Origin of the sequence: Dokdonella soli (assembly GCF_039523175.1) — a bacterium.
In the GTDB taxonomy this organism is placed as follows: Bacteria; Pseudomonadota; Gammaproteobacteria; order Xanthomonadales; family Rhodanobacteraceae; genus Dokdonella_A; species Dokdonella_A soli.
In genome coordinates this window covers 1-25,116 of record NZ_BAAAEU010000002.1, presented here as the reverse complement: position 1 = coordinate 25,116, position 25,116 = coordinate 1, and the positions used below count along the sequence as shown (strand labels likewise).

Below are 25,116 nucleotides of genomic sequence, written 5' to 3'. Positions count from 1 at the left end.
AAAAAATGCTGGCGAGTCGCCTCCTGTCGATCCTGATGCTGCTGCAAACGCGCGGTCGCATGAGCGCGAGCCAACTGGCGGCGGAATTCGAGGTCGCTGTACGCACGATCCATCGCGACATCGATCAGCTGAGCGCTGCGGGCATTCCTGTCTATGCCGATCGAGGACGCAACGGCGGCTTCCGGTTGCGGGACGGGTACCGCACGATGCTCACAGGCCTCAACCAATCCGAGGCGGAAACGCTCTTTCTCGCCGGCCTCCCCGGCCCCGCCGCGCAAATGGGCCTTGCCGAAGTTCTTTCCACGGCGCGGCTCAAGTTGCTGGCGGCACTTCCAGCAAACGTGCAGCCCGGAGCCGAGCGCATCGCTGCGCGCTTTCATCTGGATGCGGGCGCCTGGTTTCACGAGGTCGATCAACTGCCGTCATTGCCCGTACTCGCGCGCGCCGTGTGGAGCGAGCGCATGCTCAAGCTGCGCTACCGCCGCGCCGGCGAAACGGAAGCACGCTCGCGCACCCTTGCTCCACTCGGCCTCGTGCTCAAGGGTGGCATCTGGTACCTCGTGGCGCAGAGCGGAAAATCCGTCCGTACCTACCGCGCGGCGAACATTCACGACGCCGAGATGTGTGACGAGGTGTTCACGCGGCCTAAGAATTTCGATCTGGCGGCGCATTGGGAAGAAACCGTGCGCGACTACGAGGCGAGCGTCTATCACGAGCACGCAGACGTAAGACTTTCACCCGAAGGCATGAAGCGACTCGAGCTTCTCGGACCCTATGTGACGAGCGCAGCCTCGAAAAGCGCCGGCAAGCCCGATCGGAGAGGTTGGGTGCGCTGCCGGCTGCCGATCGAGTCCATCGATTTCGGCATCCGCGAATTGATGCGGTTGGGCATCGATGTGATCGTGGTCGGACCGCCCGCATTGCGTGAACAACTGGCCCGGACTGCCGGCCGGATCGCCAGACTTCATGCGCGTGTGCCGGGAGATCGTGATCACGGCTCCGGTCGGGATGCATCAGCGCGCCGCCGTTGATCACCAAGAGTGGTTCGAACGATGAGTGGTTCGACGATCAGATCATTGCTGCGGAGCCTTCGCGTGCGCATGCCGGTCAATCAGTTGCCGAATGTACGCGCCGAGCTTCTGCGTGTCGTCGATCAAATCGATGATGTCGGGCGCAGCGAAGACTCCGTTGCCGCCATTGACGAACACAATCGCTGCGTCGCCCGGCGCATTGGGCGAAAAGTACACCATGGCATTCTCGCCCGAATCGTTTCCTCCACCCCAGACGATCTTCGTGGTGCCGTACTCGAACACCATCCATCCCAAGCCGAAGCCGTAGCGATCGGGACAGGTGAGCGATGAGTCGGGGGCACATTCCCACTCCGGCGCACCGACAAATGACGAGTGAAGACGGATCTGCTCGGCCGCCAATGACGGAGGCAGACCTTCGTGCTTCATGACGCTGATCACGAACTTGGCATAGTCGTCGACGGTGACGAACAGATCGGAAGCCGAGCTCCAGGTGCCGTGGTGCCAATCCGGCTGGGACGTTGTATAGGGGGCCTCGTAGACGCCATTGCTGTTCATCGGCGTCGTGACATGCGCGTCGATCGAGCGACGTCGCTTCATCGAGACGTTGGTCATGCCGATCGGGTCGAACACCGACTTCTTGACGAGGGTCTCGAAGTCGGTGTGAAGCTTCTTCTCGAGGAACCTGGCGAGAATGTCGTAAGCGGCACCCGAGTAACCGAATCGCACGCCAGGGTCGGCCACGAATGCCAGCTTGTTGTCCTTGTACAGGTATCCCCAATTCAGAAGCCCGGGCTGATGGCTGAGAATGAGCCTCGGAGTCAGCTTCTTGTAGCGCGGGTCGCCGGCGAGATCGGGGTGGACGTAGTACGCGGCGATCGATTCATCGAGCGACACCTTCCCCTGTGCAACCAGTCGCAACACGGTCTCAGCTGTAATCGACTTCGCCAGCGACGCGGTGTTGAACAGGGTTTCGCGGGTTGCCGGCACGCCGGGACCTTGTTCGCCGTAGTAGCCCGTCCAGACGACGCGGCCGCCGCGAATGACGGCAATGCCGACACCGGCGACGCGCCGGGATTTGATCACCAGCGGAACACCCGAATCCAACAAGGCGGCGCGCTCGAAACCGCCGGACGCAAACGTCTTGCCTGCCGCCGCTGGCAAATCATCCGAGCGCGCGTCGCCGCTCACGCAACTCAAACAGGTCGCGATGATGGCGAGGGTGAAGGTGGCTATTCTCATCGAAGCGTCCTTGTATATTGCGCTGGCGACGCGATTCGTCGATGAGTGGAACGTAGTTGAGGGTTCCGCGCCTATGCAAACCGGAAATGACGAACACCCGTTCGACGTGACGAACGACGGGACAGCGCTGGCCGCCATCGGCCTCGTCGCTGCATTGGTGTTGTGGGCGGTGCTGTTTTCCGCCTATCGGTTCGATCGTGCGGACGCCGTGGCGGTTTCGGCGGCGACGGTGTTGCTTGTGGTCCCGCCGCTGGTCTCCTACTACTGGCTGATGGAGCTCACGAAGAGCCGGCTGTCGCTGGCTCCGCGGATTCTTGCTACCTACGGCTTGGCACTGGTGTGGCTCGCGCTGCAGCGCGCCGTGATCTACCCCGCCTTCGGGTTTGTGCCCTCGATGGGCGAAAGCGTCACGAACTTCGCCCTGATACCCCTCTTCGGTGTCGCTTCGTGGTTTGCCGTGCGCGGCTTCCTCTATCGCAAGCGTCTGGCCCGAGCGCTCGAGCTGCAAGCTCAGACGGAATTGCGTCTACTCGATGCGCAACTGGCGCCGCACGCGCTCTTCAATATGCTCAACACCGTGTATTCGGTGCTACTGACGGATCACGAGAAAGCGATACCGCTATTCCTGGCGATGTCCGAAGCACTGCGCCATGTCATCGACCGCACGCGCAAACGCTGGATTCCTCTGCACGACGAGCTCGACTTCATCGATCACTATGCCGTGCTGGAACGCGCACGAAATCCCGAGCGCGTGGCGATCACGATCAAAACGAACGGCGATCTCGACGTTCCCGTGCCGCCGATGTTGCTCGCGACGCTGTTCGAGAACGCTGTGAAGCACGGGCGCTTTCCCGATGGAACACTTGAAATCAATATTTCCGTCAGCGTCGCTGAGACGCAGATGCAGTTCGAAGTGACGAACCGTTTCCCAGTGCCGGAACAGGCAGGCAGGGGCATGGGCATCGGGCAGACAAATGTCAGGAATCGTCTGCACTTGCTCTATCCCCAAAAGAGCGCGTTCCGTACGCACGCGGAAGAGGGTGTGTACCGTGCCACGATCGACATCGCGCCATGAGCCGGTTCAAGGCCGTTAGCGTTGACGATGAGCCGAGCGCGCACGAGGCGCTTCGGGCGCTGCTGAAGAACGTTTCCGATATCGAGCTCGCGGCGACATGGACCTCGCCTTCGCGCGCCCTGTCTGCGCTCGGTGCCGAGCGCCCCGACCTGCTTTTTCTTGATGTCGCAATGGCGGAGATGAGCGGTTTGGATTTTCTCCGCGCACTTGCCGACCCGCCGGTGACGGTACTGTTGACCGCTCACATGGAGCACGCCCTGAGCGCGTTCGAACTCGGTGTGCGTGACTATCTTCTCAAGCCTGTGTCCGCGCAGCGTCTGTACCGATGTCTCGACCATATCCGCCCCTTGCTGCTGGCAGCGAGAACCGAATCCACAGTCAAGACGCCGGCACGGCTCTCGATCAAATGCGGAAGTGCACATCGGCTGGTGGATCCTGCGCGGACTTTGAGGATCGAAGCGGCGGGCAACTTTTCCATTGTCTACACGGGAGACGAGCAGGTTTTCGCTTCCGAGGCGATGAAAGAACTCGAGCGGCGGCTGACGCCCTTCGGCTTCGTGCGGATCCACAAGTCTCATCTGGTCAACATGCGCTTCATACGCTCGATTTCGGCGACCGACGTCAGATTGCACGATGGCCTTCTCCTTCCCACGGGCCGCGCCTATCGTGCCGCCATGACGGATGCCGTGCGACTTGGTCACGCGCTCTCCAGTTCTTGATTGCCCCATTCGTTTGGCGATTGTCTGCTTCAGTGCCGGAGGCAGCCCTCTGCGTTTTGCGTTGCTGATAGATTGGAGTTCCGAAATTGCTTGCACAGCTGCGCCGATGTTGAATCAGGTGTTTTCTGCTGGATGTGAACCTCACGCCGATGATGAATCCGACGGTAGTAGGTTCATCTGCTGGTGGTAGCCGCGCTATACATGCGGGCCCAGCGACGCCCTCCACACTCAGCGCCTGCCGAGCAGCTACGCTCGAATTTCGGCAACGAACCGCGTGCTGAATGCGACGCGCAAGGTAGGGACCGAACGCGATCAGCGGTACGTGATGGCGGGAACGAATTCGACGGCCGCTAGGCTCGCAGGATGTGCGGAGAGCGAATCCCCGCCAGTCTTTCGGCACGCATTGCGTCAATCGGCCACGTTTCTGAAGCTGCGATTGGCCGATGCTGACATCACTCGATCCGCTCGCGGAGCAGAGGTCGAGTCGCTGGCGTTTGTCGAGACCGCGCGGTGGACCGCAATCGATGTCCTCCCCGGAGGATTGATCGTCGTGAGTCTGGCGCGTTGAGAACTGCGGGCTCTGATTCATCCCACCGGATGCGCGGGACATCCTTGGCGCACGCAACGGCTACCGCGATCGAGCGGTGCTAGCCCCCCTTACGGGTCAACGGCATGGCTCTTGCTAAGACCCCGGGTTTGTCGCGCATCCGACTCACCTCGACCTGAAGGAAAGCCATGTCAACGAGCGCATCGAACCGGCGTCACTGGATAACGCGTCGCCCGGTATCGTTCCTGGGTGCCTTGGCATTGTGCCTGGCCGCATCGGCCCACGCCGACACCACGACGCTCACGGTGGCGAACGCCAGCAAAGGCAGCAGCGGAACGCCCGTCACGATGTTGTTTCCGGTGACGCGCAGCGGCGACCTGGGCTACGAAGCGGTACTGAACTACCACACGCTGGATGGCACAGCGCTCGCCGGCACGGATTATTCGGCAGCCTCCGGCACGATCACCGTTCCCGCCGGTGCGGGCAGTGCGATGATTCCGATCACGCTCAGCTCCCAAACCGGCGGCGGCGCCAACCGCACGTTCCAGTTGCAGCTCGATGGCGCGACCGGTATCGGCCCGACGCCGAGCTTTGCCGCCCGGCAGAACTTCGCCGCGGGAACGAAACCGGATTCCGTCACCGCGGCCGATATCAACGGCGACGGCAAGCCCGATCTGATCGTGGCGAACTACGGCGACAACACGGTCTCGGTGTTGCTCAACACGACCGCGCCCGGCGCCGCCACGTCCAGCTTTGCCGCCCAGCAGACTTTCGCCACGGGATCGAATCCCTATTCAGTCACTGCTGCCGATGTCAACGGCGACGGCAAACCCGACCTGATCGTGGCGAACCTCAATGACAACACGGTCTCTGTGCTACTCAACACGACCGCGCCCGGCGCCGCCACGCCGACCTTTGCCACGCAGCAGACCTTCGCCACAGGATCGATTCCTGTTGCCGTCACCGCCGCCGATGTCAACGGCGACGGCAAGCCCGATCTGATCGTGGCAAACCGTAATGCCAACACCGTCTCGGTGCTGCTTAACACCACCGCGCCCGGTGCCGCCACGCCGAGCTTTGCCCCGCAGCAGACCTTTGCCACCGGATGGAATCCGCGGTCCGTCATCCCCGCCGATGTCAACGGCGACGGCAAACCGGATCTGATCGTGGCGAATCAGAGCGACAACACCGTTTCGGTGCTGCTCAATATGACCGCGCCCGGTGCCGCCACGCCGAGCTTTGCCCCGCGGCAGACCTTCGGCACGGGAACGGGGCCCGATTCCGTCACTGCCGCCGATGTCAACGGTAACGGCAAGCCCGACCTGATCGTGGCAAACCGTGGCGACAACACCGTCTCGGTGCTGCTCAACACGACCGCACCCGGCGCCATCACACCGAGCTTTGCCGCCCAGCAGACCTTCGCCACGGGAACGACTCCCTATTCCGTCACCGCCGTTGATGTCAACGGCGACGGCAAGCCCGATCTGATCGTGGCGAACGGCAGCAACACTGTCTCGGTGCTGCTCAACACCGCCGCGCCTGGCGCCGCCACGCCGAGCTTCGCCGCGCAGCAGACCTTCGCCACGGGATCGCTTCCTTTTTCAGTCACCATCGCCGATGTCAACGGCGACGGCACGCCCGATCTGATTGTGGCGAACTACTTCTTAGATAACACCGTCTCGGTGTTGCTCAACACCACCGCGCTTGGGGCCGCGACGCCGAGCTTCGCCACGCAGCAGGCCTTCGGCGCCGGATCGAGTCCCTATTCCGTCACCGCCGCCGACCTCAACGGCGATGGCCAGCCCGACCTGATCGTGGCGAACGCCAACGACAACACCGTCTCGGTGCTGCTCAATACGACTGCACCTGGGGCCGCCACGCCCAGCTTTGCCGCCCAGCAGACCTTCGCCACAGGAACGAGTCCCCGATCCGTCACCGTCGCCGATGTCAACGGCGACGGCAAACCCGACCTGATCGTGGCGAACTACAACTTCAACTTCGTCTCCACCGTCTCGGTGCTGCTCAACACGACCGCGCCCGCTGCCGCGACGCCCAGCTTTGCCACGCAGCAGACCTTCGTCACCGGATCGGGGCCTATTTCCGTCACCGCCGCCGATGTCAACGGCGACGGCAAACCCGACCTGATCGTGACGAACGGAGGCGACAACACCGTCTCGGTGCTGCTCAACACCACCGCACCTGGCGCCGCTGCGCCGAGCTTTGCCGCGCGGAAGGCCTTCGCCGCGGGATCAGGTTCCCAATCCGTCACCGCCGCCGATGTCAACGGCGACGGCAAACCGGATCTGATCGTGGCGAACAGCGGCGACAATACTGTCTCGTTGCTGCTCAACACCACGACGTCCGGCGCCGCCATACCAAGTTTTTCCGCCCAGCAGACCTTCGGCACGGGATCAGCTCCCGTTTCCATCACCGCCGCCGATGTCAACGGCGACGGCAAGCCCGACCTGATCGTGGCGAACTACAACGGCAACACCGTCTCGGTGCTGCTCAACACGACCACGCCAGGCGCCATACCGAGCTTTGCCGCCCATCAGGACTTTGCCACGGGAGGGGGGCGCGCTTCGGTCACCGTCGCCGATGTCAACGGCGACGGCAAGCCGGATCTGATCGTGGCGAACTACAGCGGAAACACCGTCTCGGTGCTGCTCAATGCCACCACGCCCGGCGCCGCCACGCCGAGCTTTGCCGCCCAGCAGACCTTCGGCACGGGAACGGGGCCCGTTTCCATCACCTCCGCCGATATCAACGGCGACGGCAAGCCCGACCTGATCGTGGCGAACTCGGGTTCCAACACCGTCTCGGTGCTGCTCAACACGCAGTATCAAGCGGTATTCGCTGGCAGCCCCGCCACCGGTACGATCGTGCACGACTATATTTTCGCGAACGGATTCGAATAATTATCCAAACACTCGCCGGTCCGGCGGGCATCACGCACCCACATGCCTGTGTGTGTGATGCCGCCGCAATGTGCGCGGAGCGGCGTGGTGATGGGTTCGCGCAGGTGTGTCAGTACGCGGACTTGCGGATCGATACGGCGATTCACGGAGAATCGACGAAATGGATACGTTGACTCTATTGCTCGCTGCAGCGTTGGCTAGCGCAATCATGACGACAACGATGTATGTGTTGCATCGTGCCAGTCCGCGCGAAGCGTCCCTGCTGGACTGGTTCTGGGCCGGGGTGTTCTTTCTGGCCACCAATTGCGTCGGCGTGGTGGCCACGTTTTATCGGGTTCCCTTTTGGGTTGCTCCAGCGATCGGCAATGCGCTCTACATAGCGGGACACGGCGCTTTGTTGGCCGGTGTGCGCCGCCATCTGGGGCGGCAACCTGGTTGGGCCTTGCTGCTCGTAGTGTCGGTGCTGGTTTTCGCCGCACATTGGCTGACGTTCGTGCACGCATCGATCACCTACCGGCTGATGCTGTTCTACCCCATCATCATGGCGTTGAATCTCGGCGTTGTGTTGCTGTTATGGCGAGCGCCGGCAAACGACATGAAGCCGGCGTATTGGCCACTTGCCCTGATCGAACTTTTCTTTTTCGCACAATTGCTTTTGCGCGCACTATTCATCGTGTTCAACGCGCAAACGACGCTGACATTCCTGGGCAGTCAGTTCATGCAAACCTCCGGATCGTTGGCGTTGCTCGTGTTTCTGTCAGTAGCGACAATGGGATGCGCCCTCATTGTGATACGCCATCAGGAGCTGGCGTTGCGCCGAGCGTCACGTACCGACCATCTGACCGGTTGGTTGAATCGGCACGCATTGCAGGACATCGCCCATCGAGAATTCAATCGTCGGGGTCGTGGCAACCATTCCCTGGCCTTTGTCATCTTCGACATCGATCATTTCAAGTCGATCAATGACACGCATGGACACGCCGTTGGCGATACGGCCATTCGTCACGTCACCACCCTGGCCGCCGGCACATTGCGCGGTTACGACGCCCGGTTTCGCATAGGCGGCGAAGAGTTTGTCGTTTTGATCACGGACGCTGACCAAGAACGTTTGATCGCGATGGGTGAGCGCCTGCGCGAGCACATCGAAGGTTCAGCGTTGAATACCAACGGCACATCCCTTTCGACCACCGTGAGCGTTGGTATCGCCTTGCGAGGGACAACGGACAGGCACTGGGAAGACGTTTTGCGTCGCGCCGACGAAGCGTTGTATCGCTCCAAGAAAAATGGACGCAACCGAGTCAGCTATTCCCATGAGGATGGTGAGTCGGAGAATGGATCCGCCGACGCGGTTCCCATGATTGCTTGATGTTGGCCTTGTCGCATCCCTGGGATTCGCCTCCACGACAAGGCTGATGTGTGGCGGGGTTGTACAAGCGAACTCGGGGCATCAATGGCGACGGCCAACCCGACCTGAGCGTGGCGAACGACGGCGGCAACACCGTCTCGACGCTGCTCAATACCGCCGCGCCGGGCGCAGCCACGCTGAGCTTTGCCGCCCAGCAGACCTTCGCCACTCCTGGCCAATCAACGGCAGCGCTGATCACGCCGTACCCGGCGCTGCCGATCAACATGACCGGTACTCGCATTCATGGCATCCGGCTTTCGAAAGTGATGAGCCAGTCCGCCTGTTTTCCGCGGGAGCCGCGGTAACGCAGGCTGTCGATCGTTTCGACAATTGGCATGGGGGAATGCAAAGGAAAGTGGATCTATGGCGACGGTGCATTTTCGCGCACCGTGGACAACGTCGACTGCGCGCCGACCGACGCGAATGCGCGCGGCGAAGACGCAACGAACCGACCATCGGATGAGAGGCAGCCGCGATGAACACGCTCAATCATGTCAGGACCGAACTCTGGGCATGCGGTCTTGTGATCATGTTGTATTCCGGTTTCGCGCTCGCCGATACCGAAGCGCCGAAACCAGCCGCTCGGCCGACCTCCATGCAGCACGACGGACAGCACGATTTCGATTTCGAGATAGGTACCTGGAAGACCCACTTGAAACGCCTCCTGCACCCGTTGACCGGATCCACGACCTGGGTTGAGTTCGATGGAACATCCGTCGTCCGCAAGGTCTGGAATGGTCGTGCCAATCTGATCGAGCTCGAGGTCGATGGCCCGGGCGGTCACATCGAAGGACTATCCCTGCGCCTGTACAACCCCCAGTCCCATCAATGGAGTCTCAATTTCGCCAACAGCAGCAGCGGCACGCTGAGCGTGCCCACGATCGGGGAGTTCAAGGATGGGCGCGGCGAGTTCTATGATCAGGAATCACTGAATGGTCGAACCATTCTTGTCCGCAACGTCTGGTCGGACATCACTCCGAATTCGGGTCGCTTCGAGCAGGCGTTCTCGGATGACGGAGGCAAGACCTGGGAAGTGAACTGGATCGCGATCGACACGCGAGTGGCAGACGCTCCGACAAAATGAACGGCACGTTCGACGCGCCATGAACGTCGCAACCGCAGAGGATCACGCTGCGAGGCAAACCGATCCGCGTTCGGTTCACGTGGTCGCACATCACGCCGACCTCCGCTCGCTGGAAGCAGGCGTTCTCGCCCGATGGCGGGGAGACGAACTGGATAACGGCCTTCCATCGGGCGCCATGAACGCATGAGACACTTTGACTTCGCCGCGCACGGTTTCCATGTGCGGCGAACTGCCTTACGCTCGCGACATGAATCCAGAATCCACACGCACGGCCGGCCCGCTGATACGAGCGGTCGCATTGCTGCAGTTGAAGCTGCTTCTCGGCGCCGCACGCGACCTCGTGCTGAGTCCGCTCACGCTCGCCGCCGCGCTCATCGATCTCGCATTGCTGAAACGGCAGGAGCCGCACTTTTTCCGCGCTGTCCTGCGGCTCGGCGAGCACACCGAGCACTGGATCGACATGTGGTCCGGCGCGCGCGACCCACAGTCACCACAACGCGAGAATGTCGATGCCCTCCTCGCCCGCGTCGAAGAAGTCGTGCGTGACCCGCAGACCGGCGCGCGGCGAGCGCGTGTGCTCAAGCGCTGGGCCGAACGCCAGGTCGCGCGAGCGCGCCAGCGCGCCGCGCAGCAGATCGCCACCCGTGTGACCGCTGAACCGGATTAGCGATACCGCTGCCAACAGTCGAGCGAACGATCGCGCTCGATACTGCCAGGAGTCGCCAGGCATGATTGAAGACAAGACGGAGGCGCTCGTCGCGGATGCGCAGGCGATTATCGAAGACCGTCCGCCGCAACGGAGCCGCATCGAGTCGATCGACCTGTTGCGCGGCATCATCATCGTGATCATGGCGCTGGACCACGTCCACGATTTCTTCGGAGCGCCCGGCGCCAGCCCGACCGATCTTTCCACCACGACGGCGCCGCTGTTCTTCACCCGCTGGATCACCCACTTCTGCGCCCCGGTGTTCTTCCTGCTCACCGGCGCCGGCGCCTGCCTGACGCTGCAGCGCATGTCGAAGCGCGAGCTATCGCGCTTCCTGGTCACGCGCGGCTTGTGGCTGATCGTTCTCGAAGTGGTGGTGATGCGCTTCGCCCTGCAGTTCAACCTCGACTACCAGGTAACCATGCTCACCGTGCTGTGGGCATTGGGCTGGGCCATGATCGTACTGGCGGTGCTGATCCATCTGCCGACCTGGGCCATCGTCGCCTTCGGCGTCGTCCTGGTGGCCGGCCACAATCTGCTTGACGGCGTTCAGGCCGAGGCACTCGGCAGCTTCGCCCCACTATGGTCGGTGCTGCATGCGCCGGGCTTCGTCATCAACAGCGCCCAACACATCGTGTTCGTCGCCTATCCGCTGATTCCCTGGGTGGGCGTGACCGCGCTGGGCTACGCCCTCGGCAGCGCGTATCGCTGGCGCGCGGACCGGCGCCAGACCCTGCTGCTTTGGCTCGGCATCGGACTCAGCCTCGGCTTTCTGGCACTGCGCTTGGTCAATGTGTACGGCGACCCGGTGGCGTGGTCGGTGCAGAAATCACCGCTCTGGACGGCGCTGTCGTTCCTCGACACGCGGAAGTACCCGCCCTCGCTGCTGTTCCTGCTGATGACCTTGGGACCGGCGCTGCTCCTGCTGCGCGCCTTCGACGGCGGCGTGCCCAGGCCGCTGCGCCCGGCATGGATCATCGGCAAGGTGCCGCTGTTCTTCTACGTCGTGCATTTCTACCTGATCCACCTGCTGGCGGTCGCTGCCTGTTACCTGTGCTTCGGCAGCGTCGGCGGCATGTTCCACTCGCCCGACCTCGGCCATTTCCCGTTCACCGCGCCGCCGGGCTGGGACTTTGGCCTGCCCACGATCTACCTGCTGTGGGCACTCGTCGTGCTGATCCTCTATCCGCTCTGCCGCTGGTATGCCGACGTAAAGCAACGACGCAAGGACTGGTGGCTCAGTTATCTTTGATTCGCTCCCTTCCCTTCCAGAACGATCCCATGCGCGAGCTGTATCCCGAGATCGAGCCTTATCGCACCCATCGCCTTGCCGTCGACGACATCCATACGCTGTACATCGAGGAATGCGGTAATCCTGCCGGCCTGCCGGTGATCTTCCTGCACGGCGGCCCCGGCGCCGGCCTGTCCCCCTACCATCGCCGCTTCTTCGATCCAGCGCGCTATCGCATCGTACTGTTCGACCAGCGCGGCGCCGGCAAGTCGACGCCACACGCCGAGCTGCGCGACAACACCACGCAGCATCTGGTCGCCGACATCGAGACGATTCGCGCACACTTCGGCATCGAGCGCTGGGTGGCCTTCGGTGGTTCTTGGGGTTCGACGCTGGCACTGGCCTATGCACAAACACATCCCGCGCGCGTGCTGGGCCTGGTGCTGCGCGGCATCTTCCTCGGCCGGCCGGGCGAGCTGCGCTGGTTCAACGAACTCGACGGTGGCGCTTTGTGGATCTTTCCCGAGCGCTGGCGTCGTTACCTCGAACATATTCCGGTGGAAGAACGTAGCAACATGGTCGAGGCCTACTGGCGCCGTCTCGACAGCGACGACGAAGCGGTACGGCTCGCCGCCGCGCAAGCGTGGGGTTGGTGGGAAGGTGGCAGCACCACGCTGCTGCACGATCCGGACGAACCCGGCAACTTCGAGGACCCGCAAGTCGCGATCAGCGTCGCGCGCGCCGAAGCGCACTATTTCCGGCACCGGATCTTCCTGGAGCCGGACCAACTGCTGCGCGGCGTCGACCGCATCCGCGCCATCCCCGCCACTATCGTGCAAGGTCGCTACGACATCATCTGCCCGATGAAAAGCGCCTACGACCTCGCCTGTGCGTGGCCGGAGGCGACCTTTCATGTCGTATTGGCCGGACACAGCGCGGCCGATCCTGCGATCGTCGATGTCCTGGTCGGCGCCACGGACGCGCTCGCTGACCGCTATGCCTGAAAACATGCAGAGAGCGTTGGTCGAAATGAACCCGACCTTGTTCCGCCGCTCTTGGGAAGGTCTGAACAATTCACCCGCTCCCTGAGGAGCGGGTCATGCTCTTCCGCAAACCGAGGTCTAGACGAACTGAGGGAGTCCTCCGGCTCAGCCGGGGAGGCAGTAGAAGTTTGACAGTTGCTGCGGTGTCCCGACGGAGCCGTTCGCCCTGAGGTATCGACTGCGCGCGCCGGAGCGCGCGCGAACGGCGCAGCCGGCCCGAAGGGCGAGCGTCAGGATGGCGCGAGTCACGGCGAACCCACGCGGTGTCGCGCCGTTCATGCTTCGATACCTCAGCACGAACGGATGAGAGGCATGACGAACGTGAGCAAAGCAACCTTGCGAGTCGCTTCGGAACGTCCGGCTGTTGCTCTTCTCGGCCGCCTTGAGCGGCTCCGCTACTAAGGCCCCCGGCTTTGCCGGGGGATACTTACCCCCGCGTGTACCGCACGCGCGCAACGCCGATCAGCGCAAGCAATCCGCCGAGCAATCCCAGCACCCAAGTCGACAACGCGGGTGCCGCTACAGGCGGCTGCGCAGCGCATGGCTGGTCACGCCGGAATGACGCAGCTGAAGGATCGTGGATCAGCGCGGCCGCTTGAACTTCAGGATGAACTGGTCGGTCCGCCCTTGAATCGAAGGGTCGAAGACCCCTGCCGTATGCGGATCCGCTGGATTGGCGAGAACCGCGCTCTCACCTTCGAACGTGAAGCCCGCGGCCTCGACTTCGCGACGAACCGTGGACGGCTCGATGCGGTGCAGGGTGTCGGTGACATCGGCGGGTGAACCTTTGGCCGCCACGTGATCCAGCACGACATAGGTTCCACCGGGTTTGAGCGCCGCATAGACCGTTCGGTTGAACGCGGCCATGTCCACCGGACCCATGAAGCTGTCATGCAGGTCGTGGTAGTTCTGGGAAATCCAGAATACGTCGAGCTTTTCCGGATACTTCGCGGCCTCCAGCGCCGACGCGAAGGTCACGCTGACATTCGGATGGGTGACGGCCCAGGTCTGAACCTCGGCGATACCCTTGACGATGTTGGGGTACTGGAACAGGGAGCTCGGCACACTGGCATAGACGTGCCCTTTGGCACCGGCCACCGCTGCAAAAAGCCGGGTGAAGTAACCGGCACCCGCGGCATAGTCGGCGATCTTGTCGCCTGGCTTGATGCCAGCAAACGCCAGCGTATCCGCCGGTTTGCGATTAGTGTCGCGGACCGTGTCGGTGGCCGGACGCGACGAATCGACGACCGCTGCGGCAATCGCCGCGCTCGGTAGTTCCGCGGCCGAGGCCTCGCTCGATAACGCGAGCGTCGCGATCAGCGTCAAGACAGCGCAGGCGAGGCCTTTGCGCTTGTTCGACGCCATGCCGGCAAACCGAATCTCGTTAACCCAACTCACGAACACCTCCTTTGATTCATGCAACATGCCTACTCTCCCGCACCGCCGACAAGGTCCGCGGCGCGACGACTTGCAAATCCCCGCTGTCGGTCGACCAGATCTTGCGATGACGCCCCCCATCCGCTGAAGGGCCACTTGGGGAAAAATTGCCGCGCCACTTGCACTCATGGGCGAACGGGCGCGATGGATCCATTGTTCGAAATCGGTCCTGGCCTGGCGCCCGGGGTTCGCGCGAGTCCTCTCGCAACCTTCTATGGAGCCGTGGACCTGCCCGAGATGAAACATGGCCTGTCCTGCGCGAAGCGTTGCTGAGGTGAACTCCATTGCCCTCCGTCCGCGGATGGGCGACGCTTCGGCGCATATCGAACAAGGATCAACCAGAGTGAGCTACGTCGCCATCTCCAGTTTCGAAAACGTCGACACCGGCGACCTGCAGTCGCAAGGCGAGGCGATCACCGTGTTCCCTTCCGAGGCTCCCGCGCGTGCGCACTTCGCCAGCCGCTCATCGGCGCTCGCAGCCGCCGTGCGCACCGCACGCGAAAACGATGCCGCTGCGACGTTCGTCACCTGGCTCGTGATCCTGCACATGCCGCTCGACGTCGCCAACGTCGAAGAAGCGCTGGAAGACCTGGAACTGGTCATCGAGGAAACCGATTCGGTCGATGACCCGTTCGGTGAGTTGGTCGTTGCCTATGAAGGGCGTCGATATGAGCCCGCTGGTGCGCTGATCTACCCACAACAGGAAGCGCTGAAAGCGCTGGAAGCGTGGCTGACTTAAGGCGTTCGCTACTTCGAAGCGGGACACGCCGGTAAAGTCATCACCACCGTCGAGCAGCAGCGAAAGGTCCCCCTGACCTACCTACCACTATCCCCATTTTCGGGGTGCCGTCTGGATCGACCAGAGGAGTTCGTCATGGCAAAGCCCGTTTCCGACGCATCACCGCAGACCTATGCGCGGATCGCCGGCCTCCTCTATCTCTTCATCATCGTCGCCGGTGGACTCGGTGAGCTCTTCATCCGCGACAAGCTGGTCGTGTCCGGCGACGCGGCGGCCACTGCCGCTCGCATCATGGCCTCGGAATCGCTGTGGCGCCTCGGCATCATCGGCGACCTCGCCATGCACGTCTGCGACGTCGTCGTGATGTGGGCGATCTACGTGCTGCTGAGGCCGGTCAACCGCAAGCTGGCCTTGCTGGTGCTGCTCTTCAATCTCGTCCAGACCGCCGTACTGGTCGCGAACAAGTCGACCCTGCTCGTCCCGCTGTTCCTGCTCGGTAACGCGCCCTATCTCCATGCGTTCGACCCGGCGCAGCTGCAGGCATGGTCGTACATCGCAATCAGGATGCACGAACGCGGCTTCGGCATCGGCCTGATCTTTTTCGGATTCGTGTGCCTCATGGAAGGCTACCTGATCCGCAAATCGGGCTATCTGCCACGCCTGATCGGCTGGCTGATGCAGATCGCGGGCGTGTGCTACCTCGTCAACAGCGTCGCGCTGCTGCTCGCTCCGGCCGTCGCCGCAAGCATGTTCCCGGCGATTCTGATGCCGTGCCTCATTGCGGAGACGTCGTTCGCGCTATGGCTGCTGGTGAAGGGCGTGAACGTGGATGAGTGGGAGAGACGCGCCAACCTCACCTGACTTCGATCGGATCATTCCTCCGTCCTTTCATCCGATAATTGAACCTGCCGCTTATTCCGCTCAAGAGCGCGGCAGGACGGCGACGCCGGCGCATCAATCGCTTGCCAGAGGCATCCGCCACGCCAGACCCGCGGGGCCGCGGTTCACAACCGCGGCTGGAATCCATCCGCGAAAATGTAGTCGCCGTCGAATTCGTACGCGCCGACGTCGCATTGGCCAGCATACGGCCGCGCCGCGAAGCGGATGTCGGTCGTCAGCGTCGTCGCCCCATCGGCTTGGAGGCAACTCGGCGCCGTGTTGTACGCCGGACTGTTCGCGTCGATCGGAAACACCGGCGTGCCATTCGGATTCATGGCCGGAGAACCTGTGTACAGGCTCAGCGGGCCGAGCAACGGATCGGCCGCACTCGGCGAAGTACCCAGCTGTGCGACTCCGCTGACGATGTACGGCTGTCCGACAAGATTTCGACCGGTATAGACCAGGGTCGACGTATTGGACTGCGCGCCATTCACGAGATTGACGCTGACATCGCTTTTCAGACCACCGTCGGCTTGAGTGCCGTGGATGATGCTGTTGTGGATTGTCAGTGATGCGGCACTGGCGATGCCGTCCTCGATCTTGTTGCCGTAGGCGAGCGAATAGACCGCACCATCCTCGGGTCCCTTGGCGTCTGCCTGGCCGTTGTTGCCGGAAAGGCTGTTGCCGGCCAGCGTCGAGAAATCGATGGTCGCGGTACCGTTGAGATTGAGCAACACCGCACCGAGGCCGCTGCCGCCTCCGCCGGGCGAAGCACCGGCCGCACCGCGCGCCGCATTGCCGTAGGCGGTGACGTTGAGCAGGTTCACCATGCCGGTGTGATTGAAGATCGCGCCGCCCATACCCGCACCACCCGTCGCGTGCCCCGAGGCATCGACTCCGCCGCCGAAACCACCGCTGACGGTGACGCTGTTGGCGTTTGCGCCGCCACCGCCTCCGAAACCGCCGATGCCACCGGCGACGGAGCTATAGCCGCCGCCGCCACCGAAACCGCCGCCCCCACCGGCGAAGCCGCCACCACCGCCAATGCCACCGCCGCCACCGCCCCCGCTACTGTCGCCGCCACCGCCACCGAAACTGCCACCGCCGGCGACGGCGGAGCCGGTACTGCCGCCACCGCCGCCGCCATCGCCGGGGCTCCCGCCGGAAAAGAGGAGAATCCCGCCCCCGCCCCCAAGGCCGCCCATGCCGCCGCCAGGCGCGCCGGTACTGGCGCTGACCCCTCCACCGCTCGTGCCGAGAAATCCGCCGCCGCCCCCGCCTCCATGAGAACCCCCGGACGAACCTGGGCCGCCGTAAGCGCCGCCGATGCTGCCGCCGAAACCACCGCCGGCCCTTGCGCCATCCTGACCCATTCCGCCGCCGCCGAGGCTGGTTCCGGAGCCGGCTGTTCCGCCCTGCGCCGTATTGCCGATCAATGCGACATGCGACAAGGTCAAGGTGCCTTGATTGAAGATTGCGCCGCCCATGCCGGCTCCGCCGCCGCCGTGTCCGGAATCGCCTCCTTTGGCGTAGCCACCCCGCAGCACGACGTTCACCAAGGTGAGTGACCCCATGGGCAGTTCCATGCCGCCGGAGACGTAGAAGAACCGGAATGCATTCGCTGTCACCGGCGTCGGATCGCCCGCGTGCACGGCGAGGATCGTGGCGACGTCGCCGGAAGCGGAAATGACGACGGGACTGGCGATCGGCGGCAGGGCATTCGGCCCGTACCAGTAGTTGTCGATCGCGGTCAGCGTGATCGTCGGCAGGTTGGATATCGAAATTGTGTTGGGCCCCGACAAGGCGCCGGCGCAGTTGCCCACGGGCGTGCTCGAGCCGACGGCGCTGGCCGACACGCCGTTCGACGCGTTCGCTGCATTGATCGCTTGAGCCAGCGTGCAGGTGGTCGCCGTGGGCGCACCGGTGTCGGTGACCGTAATGGTCTGCGCCCGTGCCGCAACACTCCCCGCAAGGACGATGAACAGAGCGAGAGCCCGCAAGATCGACTCGGGCTCGATCATCTTCCACCTCGCTTGCGTGCACACGGCTACGCAAGACGCACCATGGGCGCCTGGACGCATCTGGATTTCCCCCTGAACGGTTTGTTCTTGATCGGCCTCGACGATCTTACCGGACGTCGCAGCGTGCTGTATGTCGTTTGCGCACGCAACGCGAGATCTGCCCTGCGTGCAATCGCGATTGCACTGCCGCCGTGCGTCGACTCAGGTGCGCACTTGCCGCTGATAGCGCGCCGATGCGACGCCGCAACGGCGTGCGAAAGCGCGCGTCAGGTGCGCCTGGTCAGTCCGGCCGGTGACGACGGCTACCTGCACTTTGGACCCCGTTTTGTTCGCCCTTCAGATATCCGGTCACGAGGCACGCGACCTCCTCGACGAGCGTCTCCATCGAATCATCCGAGAGCATCTTCGGATTGTGCAGCATCGCGTTGTGCGTCAGCGCCTCGATCGAGGTCACGCAAATGAATGATGCGAGCTCCAGGTCATTGACGCGCAGTTCGTCCTGGTGGCTCTGGAGATACGTCCTGAACAGGGTGTAGTTCTCGCGGTTGAAGCTTTCCACCTTTTCGAGCTTGCCCACGCGGGGAATCTGCTCCGCGAGCACACGGTGCAGCTTTGGATCGACACGATGCGCTTTGACCGCGACGGCGACGAGCTTGCGCACCGCCTTCTCCACCGGCTGGGCCAAAACCTCCGCCAACTCGCAGCGGACCGTCTGCATGATCTCCTGCTGGTGGCGCTCGATGACGGCGACAACGAGCGCCTCCTTGCCAGGGAAATACTGGTAGAGCGAGCCGACGCTCACCCCCGCCACTTCCGCGATGCGGTTGGTGCTGGCCCTGTCGAAGCCGTCCTTGACGAGAATGCGAGCGGTCGCCTCGACCAGCGCGTCGACCGTCGAACGCGATCGCTCCTGGGAGGCGACTTTCCTGGGCTTTGTGAGCGGCTTGCGCGCCATTTTTCGATCCCGCCTATGCGAGTATCAAAAGCGAATGATCGCTCATATTCTGCCAGTCGTGGCGATGACACGCCACGACCCTGCGCAGCGCGCAAGTCCTACGGAAGGCCACAACATGCACGACACATTGCAGCATCTGTTTCGATACAAAGCCTGGGCGAACGACGAACTGCTGACAGCGTTGGCCAGGCTTGGCGGCGAATCCCCCATCACCGGTTTGGCTATCAAGGCCTTGAGCCACAGCTATGTCGTCGATCGGATCTTCGCCGCGCACCTGCGACGAAAAGCCCACCCGTACACGTCGGCCAACCTGAGCGAGATGCCGACGCTGGAAGATCTGTCCATGGGCATCAGAGAAAGCGATCGGGAGTACATCGATTGCGTGTCGGCGCTCGATCGCGACCAATTGGCGGAGTCAATCGACTTCGTGTTCACTGACGGCGCCCCGGGTCGCATGTCCCGCGAGGAGATGCTCATGCATGTGATCACCCACGGGATAGGTCACCGCGGACAGGTCAGCGCCGTCATGCTGCTCAATTCCGTTGCGCCAGCGAAGGATGGTTTCACGACCTATCTGCATGAGATGGCGGCGTCGACGAGAAGGCGGACGGCAGCGTGAACGCGCACCCACGTGAGGGGCGACCTTGCGAGCCGCTTCGGACCGTCAAGCTGTTGCTCTTCTCGGCCGCTTTGAGCGGTTCCCGCTACGAAGGCCCCGCCTCAGCCAGGGATACTTGCTTTCGCGCAGTGACTTCCGACACGGGTTGCGCAATGCCGCCTCTGCCACCTTTGCGCGATGCCGCCGCAGCCGGTGGCGCCCGATTTTTCCGAGGAGATCGAACATGCAGATCCGCCCGTTCACCGTCCTGCTGCTGGCCGTGACCTTCGCGGCACCAGCATTCGCGACGCCGGCGAACGGCCCTTCACGCGTGCTCACCGGCGCCGACCTGTTCAACATCGAAGCCGCGAGCGATCCACAGATTTCACCGGACGGCAGGACGGTCGTCTATGCGCGTCGCACGAACGACATCATGACCGACCGCACGCGCTCGTCGATCTGGATCATCGACGTCGCGACCGGCGCGCAGACGCCGCTGGTGACCGGCCCCGGCTCGCATGGACAGGCGCGCTGGTCTCCCGACGGCAGCAAGCTCGCCTACATCTCCAGCGCCGACGAGAAGGCCGGCGCGCAGCTCCATGTGCGCTGGATGAAGACCGGCGCGACCGCGCGCATCACCGCCCTGCCCGCCACGCCGCATGGCATCACCTGGTCGCCGGACGGCTCGCGCATCGCCTACGCGATGTTCGTGCCCGACGAAGGCGCCAAGCTCGGCAAGGCGCCGGAAAAACCCGAAGGCGCGAAATGGGCCGAACCCTTGCAGGTGATCGACAAGGTCGTCTATCGCACCGACGAAGGCGGCTACGAGAAACCCGGCTACGAGCAGATTTTCTGGGTACCCGCCGACGGCGGCGCACCGACGCAGCTCACGTTCGGCGCGCGCAACGCCGGCGGACGACTGTCGTGGTCCCGCGACGGACGCTCGGTGATCTTCAGCGCGAACCTCTCGCCGGACTGGCAGCGCGACCTCGTCAACAGCGACGTGCACGAAGTCGCGATCGACACGTTCGACGTGCACACGCTCACGCATCGCAACGGCCCCGACAACGCGCCAGCCGTCTCGCCGGATGGCCAGTCGATCGCCTATGTCGGCTTCGACGACAAGTACCTCGGCTACCAGAACCAGCAGTTGTCGGTGATGAAGCGCGACGGCAGCGGGCCGCGCGTGCTGACCGCGAACCTCGACCGCAGCGTTGACGCGCCGACTTGGGCCGAGGACGGCCGCGCGATCTACGTCGGCTACGACGAGCACGGCAGCGTGCGCGTTGCGCGCGTCGGCCTCGACGGTTCGGTCCGCACTGTCGCTGAAGGCCTGACCGGCGCCGGCGAACTGGATCGTCCGTACAGCGGCGGCCAGTTCAGCGTCGCGCGCAACGGTACGGTCGCCTACACCGGCGGCTCGACGCAGCGACCGCCGGACGTCTGGATCGCGCGCGACGGCAAGGCGCGTCAGCTGACCCGGCTCAACGAATCGCTGTTCGCGTCGAAGAAGCTCGGCAACGTCGAGAAGCTGCCTGTCACCGCGTTCGACGGCCTGCCGATCGACGCGTGGCTGGTCACGCCACCCGGCTTTGATCCGGCAAACCCCGACCCCGCGAAGAAATATCCGCTGATCCTCGAAATCCACGGCGGCCCGTTCGCCTCGTACGGTCCTTCGTTCTCGACCGACGACCAGCTTTACGCCGCGGCCGGCTACGCCGTCGTCTACGCCAATCCGCGCGGCTCGACCAGTTACGGCGCAGCGTTCGCGAACAAGATCGACAAGAACTACCCGAGCCACGACTACGACGACCTGATGAGCGCGGTCGATGCCGCGATCGCCAAGGGTTTCATCGACAAGGACAACGTGTTCGTCACCGGCGGCTCCGGCGGCGGCGTGCTGACCGCATGGATCGTCGGCAAGACCGACCGCTTCCGCGCGGCCGCGTCGCAGAAACCGGTCATCAACTGGTCCAGCTTCGTGCTGACCTCGGACATGACGCCGTACTTCTCGCGCTACTGGTTCGGCAAGTACCCGTGGGAAGACATGCCGACGTACTGGGCGCACTCGCCGCTGTCGCTGGTCGGCAACGTGAAGACGCCGACGCTGGTCGTGGTCGGCAGCGACGACTACCGCACGCCGGACAGCGAAGCCGAGCAGTACTACGAAGCGCTGCAACTGCGCAGCATCCCGACCGCGCTGGTCAAGGTGCCGGGTGCGAATCATGGCGGCCTCGCCGACCGGCCGTCACAGTCGGCGGCGAAGGCGTCGGCGATTCTGGCGTGGTTCGAGCGGTATCGCGATAAAGGGGCGAACAAGTAGGCGCCTCGCGCCTACGCGCAACCGCAGTCCGCGTGCCGTCGCTCCCGCACAAGCGAGAGTCCGTCGGGCGGTAGGAAATTTTCAGCCAAAAGTCGACTCGACTCGGCCCCCGGTGTTGAGGCAATCGTGGGTGACTTCGATCGAACCCATTTCAGGCCCATGTCGATCCTGCGCGCCTTCGTTCGTCGCTAGAGAGCATCTCGAAAAATCTGTCGTCATCCCCGCCTTCGCGGGAATGACGATCAGAAGCAGGTTTTTCGAGGTTCCCTAGAACGAAGGTGGCCATCCCGGCCGCTGCCAAGGAAACAGCCATGTCCTACATCGATGGTTTCGTGATCGCCGTACCTAACGCCAACCGCGAGCGGTTCATTGAGCACGCCAAAACTTTTGACGCCATTTTTCTGGAGTTCGGCGCCACACGGGTGATGGAGTGCTGGGGTGACAACGTGCCCGAAGGCAAGCTCACTGATTTCCGTCGCGCCGTGCAGGCAGAGAAAGACGAATCCGTGGTGTTCTCCTGGGTGGAATGGCCCGACAAAGCCACCCGCGATGCCGGCATGGAGAAATTCATGAAAGATCCGCGCATGGCGGCAGCCAGCGACTGCCCCTTCGACGGCAAGCGCATGATCTTCGGCGGTTTCGTGCCGGTGGTGAGCCTGTCAAGCTAGCCGAAGCGGGACGGTTCACTCCGTCCCGTTTTGATCCAGCAGCACGGACGCTGCGTGCCGTGGTCTCCTCTCGCGAAGTCACTTGCCTTCGTACGCACTCTGCCCCCTTTTACGCGTGTCGATCTGCGCGCCCGTCGTTCGTCGAAGAGAATGAAGGGCGCCCTCGCCGCCCTGAACCAGGAGGACCCACATGGTCAGCAAGAACACGATTTGCCTTTGGTATGACGGCACCGCCCTGGATGCCGCGACGTTCTACGCCAAGACGTTTCCGGATAGCGCCGTGGGCGCGGTCCATCGTGCGCCGGGTGACTATCCCGCCGGCAAGCAGGGTGATGTGCTGACGGTCGAGTTCACGGTCATGGGCACCCCGTGCCTGGGCTTGAACGGTGGTCCCGGGGTTCCGCACACCGATGCGTTCTCGTTCCAGGTGGCAACCGACAACCAGGCCGAAACCGACCGCCTGTGGAACGCGATCATCGGCAACGGCGGCCAGGCCAGCGCTTGCGGCTGGTGCAAGGATCGGTGGGGTCTGTCCTGGCAGATCACCCCGCGCGTCCTGATGGACGCGATCACCGACCCTGATCCTGCCGTCGCCAAGCGCGCGTTCGACGCGATGATGACGATGACGAAGATCGACATCGCCGCGATCGAGGCCGCCCGGCGCAGCTAGCTCGCTTACTTTCTCCCCTCGGGAGAAGGTGGCCCGAAGGGCGGATGAGGGTTCGGGAGAAGCAAGGCATCACAGGCATATCGAATCCTGCACGTCGCGCGCACCCGAACCCTCACCCCTCTCCCGGCGGGAGAGGGGCTTTATGCAGTTGAGCATCGTCACTAACCAAGTCTTCAAGAAACTTCCCATGCCCCCCACCATCACTGCCTTTGAAAGTTCGCCCGATCGCGGCAGAGGACTCGCGCGCGACATGCGCGTTCGCTGGGCGCTGGAAGAAGTGGGCCAACCTTACGAGGTTCGTCTTGTTTCGTTCAGTGCGATGAAGGAACCCGCGCATCGAGCGCTTCATCCGTTCGGGCAAATTCCAACCTATGAAGAAGGCGACCTCGCCCTGTTCGAGTCGGGGGCCATCGTGTTGCATATTGCGGAGCGCCATGCGGGCCTGCTGCCGGACGATGCGAATGCCCGGGCGCGCGCGATCGCATGGATGTTTGCCGCGCTCAACACGGTGGAGCCGCCGATCCTTGAACTCGCAACCGCCCGGCTTCTGGAGGGCGACAAGCCCTGGAGCAAGGAGCGCCTGCCTCTGGTCAAGGATCGCGTCCGCGACCGGTTGAAGCAACTTTCCGCGCGCCTTGGTGACGCCGACTGGCTCGATGGTACGTTCAGCGCGGGCGACCTGATGATGGTCGGCGTGCTGCTCCGGCTGAAAGCATCGGGCCTGCTGGACGAGTATCCGAACCTCGCCGCCTATGTCGCCCGCGGCGAAGCGCGGCCGGCCTTCAAACGCGCTTTCGCCGCTCAATGGGCGGTGTTCACTGGCAAGCCGCCGATCGGCTGACAAAGGTCCGGGTCGCGGATTCAACGGGTCCAAACAGGGGACAGTCGACGTTCCAGAGCCTGGCGTTCGAAGAAAGTGCACTCTGACCCCAGCTGTGCTGGTTTCCGCACTACCCCGAGTGCGGCCGGAACAGGATGTCGAACGAGGGCGTCCAGGTCTTGCCGCCATCGCGCGATTCCTCGGCGATTTCGCGCACGCCGTCTGCCTGCGGTTCCCAGCTCACCTTCAGCAGCGATTCGCCCTTGGCGTCGCGGCTCGCGCCGGTCAACACGATGCGCTTGCCCTGCTGCGTGCCTTCGGCGACCAGCAGTTCGCCTTCGTTGGTGACCCAGCTCTGGTGCCACAGTTTGCGAGTGGCATCGTAGGTGGTGAAGCTCTCGCCGGTATAGCCGTCGTTGCGTTCATAGACCTCGAACAGCACGCAGCCACCGAGGATCGAGGTGACGCGGTTTCGCGCCACTGACGGCTGGCCTGGCTTGTTCACCCGGTAGGTGTCCCAGTCGCCCAGCCAGAAATCGAACTGGCGGTACTCGGGCGCACGACAGTGCGGCGCCGTACTGCCGGACGCGGCGATAGCCGGCGACGATGGATCACACGCGACGAATCCGACTGCCAGCGCGGCACAGGTAGCGAATGCCAATCTCTTCATGCCAAGTTCCTTCTGTGTACCGCAGGGGGTTTCGCGACTCGCGCCGTGTGCCGACGCTCGCCCCGGCAACGGGGCGCAGCAAGTCACAGGAAAAACGATGCATACCGTCGCGCAGCGCCAACGCCGCGACAACGGCCAGTTGCACGCGAAAGCACGGAGCCATTCCACATCGCAGAACGAGAGCCGGGTCGTATTCGATCAGTAAGCCGTCCAGCACATGCCGCGTTGGCGGATATCCGCGTAGCATGTCTTGCATGGATTTGGCAGAAGAAACGCGGGTCACCATTTCGCCGCCCTCGTCAACCGGTCACAAGATTCCCGCTCCGCGACGAAGAGGC

The 25,116-nt window shown here is 63.3% G+C and carries 22 protein-coding genes; 17 read left to right on the top strand and 5 right to left on the bottom strand.

Annotated elements, in window-relative coordinates:
* Nucleotides 1–5 precede the first annotated feature (5 nt).
* Nucleotides 6–1,031, top strand: a complete 1,026-nt coding sequence (locus ABD002_RS02420; RefSeq protein WP_425545120.1) for a helix-turn-helix transcriptional regulator — start codon at nucleotides 6–8, stop codon at nucleotides 1,029–1,031.
* Between the two features lie 42 nt (nucleotides 1,032–1,073).
* Here ABD002_RS02420 and ABD002_RS02415 read toward each other — a convergent pair whose 3' ends face one another.
* Entirely contained in the window at nucleotides 1,074–2,270 is a 1,197-nt protein-coding gene (locus tag ABD002_RS02415) for a serine hydrolase domain-containing protein (protein ID WP_343786785.1), read from the bottom strand.
* Here ABD002_RS02415 and ABD002_RS02410 point away from each other — a divergent pair.
* The 9 genes from ABD002_RS02410 to pip all read left to right on the top strand — a co-directional run bounded on the left by ABD002_RS02410 (nucleotide 2,257) and on the right by pip (nucleotide 12,959).
* A complete protein-coding gene (locus ABD002_RS02410) occupies nucleotides 2,257–3,345 on the top strand; it encodes a sensor histidine kinase (protein ID WP_343786784.1) in 1,089 nt (362 codons plus the stop codon). The two genes, ABD002_RS02415 and ABD002_RS02410, sit on opposite strands and share 14 nt — an antisense overlap.
* Nucleotides 3,342–4,064 (top strand): LytR/AlgR family response regulator transcription factor, encoded by a 723-nt coding sequence (locus ABD002_RS02405; protein ID WP_343786782.1) that lies wholly within the window; start codon nucleotides 3,342–3,344, stop codon nucleotides 4,062–4,064. Before ABD002_RS02410 ends, ABD002_RS02405 begins: the two co-directional genes overlap by 4 nt.
* A 735-nt stretch (nucleotides 4,065–4,799) precedes the next feature.
* A complete protein-coding gene (locus tag ABD002_RS02400; RefSeq protein ID WP_425545119.1) occupies nucleotides 4,800–7,529 on the top strand; it encodes a beta strand repeat-containing protein in 2,730 nt (909 codons plus the stop codon).
* Between the two features lie 160 nt (nucleotides 7,530–7,689).
* Nucleotides 7,690–8,895: a GGDEF domain-containing protein gene (locus ABD002_RS02395; protein WP_343786778.1), complete on the top strand. Its 1,206-nt coding sequence runs from the start codon at nucleotides 7,690–7,692 to the stop codon at nucleotides 8,893–8,895.
* 110 nt (nucleotides 8,896–9,005) lie between these two features.
* Nucleotides 9,006–9,239, top strand: coding sequence for a hypothetical protein (locus tag ABD002_RS02390; protein WP_343786776.1), 234 nt, complete (start codon nucleotides 9,006–9,008; stop codon nucleotides 9,237–9,239).
* Between the two features lie 170 nt (nucleotides 9,240–9,409).
* Complete coding sequence (locus ABD002_RS02385) at nucleotides 9,410–10,018, top strand: hypothetical protein (protein WP_343786774.1); 609 nt, start codon at nucleotides 9,410–9,412, stop codon at nucleotides 10,016–10,018.
* A 247-nt stretch (nucleotides 10,019–10,265) separates the two neighbouring features.
* Complete coding sequence (locus ABD002_RS02380; RefSeq protein WP_343786772.1) at nucleotides 10,266–10,685, top strand: hypothetical protein; 420 nt, start codon at nucleotides 10,266–10,268, stop codon at nucleotides 10,683–10,685.
* 61 nt (nucleotides 10,686–10,746) lie between these two features.
* Nucleotides 10,747–11,976 carry an acetyltransferase domain-containing protein gene (locus ABD002_RS02375; RefSeq protein ID WP_343786771.1) on the top strand — a complete coding sequence of 410 codons (1,230 nt, stop codon included), beginning with the start codon at nucleotides 10,747–10,749 and terminating at the stop codon, nucleotides 11,974–11,976.
* 29 nt (nucleotides 11,977–12,005) lie between these two features.
* Nucleotides 12,006–12,959, top strand: coding sequence for a prolyl aminopeptidase (pip, locus tag ABD002_RS02370; protein ID WP_343786769.1), 954 nt, complete (start codon nucleotides 12,006–12,008; stop codon nucleotides 12,957–12,959).
* 621 nt (nucleotides 12,960–13,580) lie between these two features.
* Here the strand turns inward: pip and ABD002_RS02365 are convergent.
* Nucleotides 13,581–14,363: a class I SAM-dependent methyltransferase gene (locus tag ABD002_RS02365; RefSeq protein ID WP_343786767.1), complete on the bottom strand. Its 783-nt coding sequence runs from the start codon at nucleotides 14,361–14,363 to the stop codon at nucleotides 13,581–13,583.
* Nucleotides 14,364–14,679: 316 nt separating this feature from the next.
* On the opposite strand from ABD002_RS02365, the gene ABD002_RS02360 reads away from it, so the two are divergent.
* Nucleotides 14,680–15,174: a hypothetical protein gene (locus tag ABD002_RS02360; RefSeq protein ID WP_343786765.1), complete on the top strand. Its 495-nt coding sequence runs from the start codon at nucleotides 14,680–14,682 to the stop codon at nucleotides 15,172–15,174.
* A 135-nt stretch (nucleotides 15,175–15,309) separates the two neighbouring features.
* Nucleotides 15,310–16,035, top strand: coding sequence for a DUF4386 domain-containing protein (locus ABD002_RS02355; protein ID WP_343786763.1), 726 nt, complete (start codon nucleotides 15,310–15,312; stop codon nucleotides 16,033–16,035).
* Nucleotides 16,036–16,178: 143 nt separating this feature from the next.
* Here ABD002_RS02355 and ABD002_RS02350 read toward each other — a convergent pair whose 3' ends face one another.
* Entirely contained in the window at nucleotides 16,179–18,053 is a 1,875-nt protein-coding gene (locus ABD002_RS02350; RefSeq protein WP_343786761.1) for a choice-of-anchor Q domain-containing protein, read from the bottom strand.
* Nucleotides 18,054–18,354: 301 nt separating this feature from the next.
* A complete protein-coding gene (locus ABD002_RS02345; RefSeq protein ID WP_343786759.1) occupies nucleotides 18,355–19,029 on the bottom strand; it encodes a TetR family transcriptional regulator in 675 nt (224 codons plus the stop codon).
* A gap of 115 nt (nucleotides 19,030–19,144) precedes the next feature.
* Between ABD002_RS02345 and ABD002_RS02340 the strand changes: the two genes are divergently transcribed.
* The 5 genes from ABD002_RS02340 to ABD002_RS02320 all read left to right on the top strand — a co-directional run bounded on the left by ABD002_RS02340 (nucleotide 19,145) and on the right by ABD002_RS02320 (nucleotide 24,129).
* On the top strand, nucleotides 19,145–19,648 hold the full coding sequence (locus ABD002_RS02340) for a DinB family protein (RefSeq protein WP_343786757.1): 504 nt from the start codon (nucleotides 19,145–19,147) through the stop codon (nucleotides 19,646–19,648).
* Between the two features lie 223 nt (nucleotides 19,649–19,871).
* The gene (locus ABD002_RS02335) at nucleotides 19,872–21,950 is read left to right on the top strand and encodes a S9 family peptidase (RefSeq protein ID WP_343786755.1); all 2,079 of its coding nucleotides are present in this window, start codon (nucleotides 19,872–19,874) and stop codon (nucleotides 21,948–21,950) included.
* A 311-nt stretch (nucleotides 21,951–22,261) separates the two neighbouring features.
* Nucleotides 22,262–22,618: a DUF1428 domain-containing protein gene (locus tag ABD002_RS02330; RefSeq protein WP_343786753.1), complete on the top strand. Its 357-nt coding sequence runs from the start codon at nucleotides 22,262–22,264 to the stop codon at nucleotides 22,616–22,618.
* Between the two features lie 190 nt (nucleotides 22,619–22,808).
* Nucleotides 22,809–23,288 carry a VOC family protein gene (locus tag ABD002_RS02325; protein ID WP_343786751.1) on the top strand — a complete coding sequence of 160 codons (480 nt, stop codon included), beginning with the start codon at nucleotides 22,809–22,811 and terminating at the stop codon, nucleotides 23,286–23,288.
* Nucleotides 23,289–23,475: 187 nt separating this feature from the next.
* The gene (locus tag ABD002_RS02320) at nucleotides 23,476–24,129 is read left to right on the top strand and encodes a glutathione S-transferase family protein (protein ID WP_343787050.1); all 654 of its coding nucleotides are present in this window, start codon (nucleotides 23,476–23,478) and stop codon (nucleotides 24,127–24,129) included.
* A gap of 109 nt (nucleotides 24,130–24,238) precedes the next feature.
* On the opposite strand, the gene ABD002_RS02315 is transcribed toward ABD002_RS02320, so the two are convergent.
* Nucleotides 24,239–24,778: a hypothetical protein gene (locus ABD002_RS02315; RefSeq protein ID WP_343786749.1), complete on the bottom strand. Its 540-nt coding sequence runs from the start codon at nucleotides 24,776–24,778 to the stop codon at nucleotides 24,239–24,241.
* Nucleotides 24,779–25,116: the final 338 nt, after the last annotated feature.